This is a genomic window from Limibacillus sp. MBR-115 (assembly GCF_040549425.1).
Taxonomy (GTDB): Bacteria; Pseudomonadota; Alphaproteobacteria; order Kiloniellales; family CECT-8803; genus Limibacillus; species Limibacillus halophilus.
This window is the reverse complement of the sequence record NZ_JBEPTJ010000019.1, coordinates 1-1,305: the sequence shown is the minus strand read 5'-3', so window position 1 is coordinate 1,305 and position 1,305 is coordinate 1. Positions and strand designations below refer to the sequence as shown.

General features: G+C 63.0%; 1 protein-coding gene. It reads left to right on the top strand.

What is annotated here, in order from left to right:
* Positions 1–1,305, top strand: a 1,305-nt coding sequence (gene groL, locus ABIE63_RS17540) for a chaperonin GroEL (RefSeq protein WP_354506709.1), incomplete at both ends; no start/stop codon positions are given.

The window sequence follows — 1,305 nt, the reverse complement described above, 5'->3', positions numbered from 1 at the left end:
GCGGGCATGAACCCGATGGACCTGAAGCGCGGCGTCGATACGGCGGTCGCGGCGGTTGTTGCAGACCTGCAGAAGCGCTCGAAGAAGATCAAGAGCGCGGACGAGGTTTCGCAGGTTGGCACGATTTCGGCCAACGGCGAGCAGGAGATCGGCGCGATGATCGCCAAGGCGATGGAGAAGGTCGGCAAGGAAGGCGTGATCACGGTTGAGGAAGCCAAGTCGCTGGAGACCGAGCTTGACGTTGTCGAGGGCATGCAGTTCGACCGTGGCTATCTGTCGCCGTACTTCATCACCAACGCAGAGAAGATGCTGTGTGATCTTGAGGATCCCTACATCCTGTTGCACGAGAAGAAGCTGTCGAACCTGCAGTCGTTGCTTCCGGTTCTGGAAGCCGTGGTGCAGTCCGGCAAGCCGCTTCTGATCATCGCCGAGGACATCGAGGGCGAGGCGCTGGCGACCCTGGTGGTGAACAAGCTGCGTGGCGGCTTGAAGGTTGCCGCGGTCAAGGCGCCGGGCTTTGGCGATCGCCGCAAGGCGATGCTTGAGGACATCGCGGTTCTGACCAACGGTCAGGTGATCAGCGAGGACCTCGGGATCAAGCTTGAGAACGTGACCCTGGACATGCTGGGTCGGGCCAAGAAGGTCTCGATCACCAAGGAAGAGACGACGATCGTCGACGGTTCGGGCAAGAAGTCCGAGATCGAGGCGCGTTGCAACCAGATCCGTGCGCAGGTTGAGGAGACCAGTTCGGACTACGACCGTGAGAAGCTGCAGGAGCGTCTGGCCAAGTTGGCGGGCGGTGTTGCGGTGATCCGTGTCGGCGGTGCGACCGAGGTTGAGGTCAAGGAGCGCAAGGACCGTGTCGAGGACGCCATGAACGCGACCCGTGCAGCGGTTGAAGAGGGCATCGTCGCGGGCGGCGGTGCGGCTCTGCTCTATGCGACCAAGGCTCTGTCGAACTTGAAGGTCGACAACGACGACCAGCGCGTCGGCATCGACATCGTGCGTCGTGCGATCCAGGCGCCGATCCGCCAGATCGTCATCAACGCAGGCGCCGAGGGTTCGATCGTCGTCGGCAAGCTTCTCGAGCAGAAGAGCGAGACCTTCGGCTACAACGCCCAGACGGGCGAGTACGGCGACCTGGTGAAGTGGGGCATCATCGACCCGACCAAGGTCGTGCGTACGGCCCTGCAGGACGCGGCCTCGATCGCCGGTCTCCTGATCACCACCGAAGCGATGGTGGCGGAGAAGCCGGAGAAGAAGGAAGCCGGCGGCGGCATGCCCGACATGGGCGGCATGGGCGGC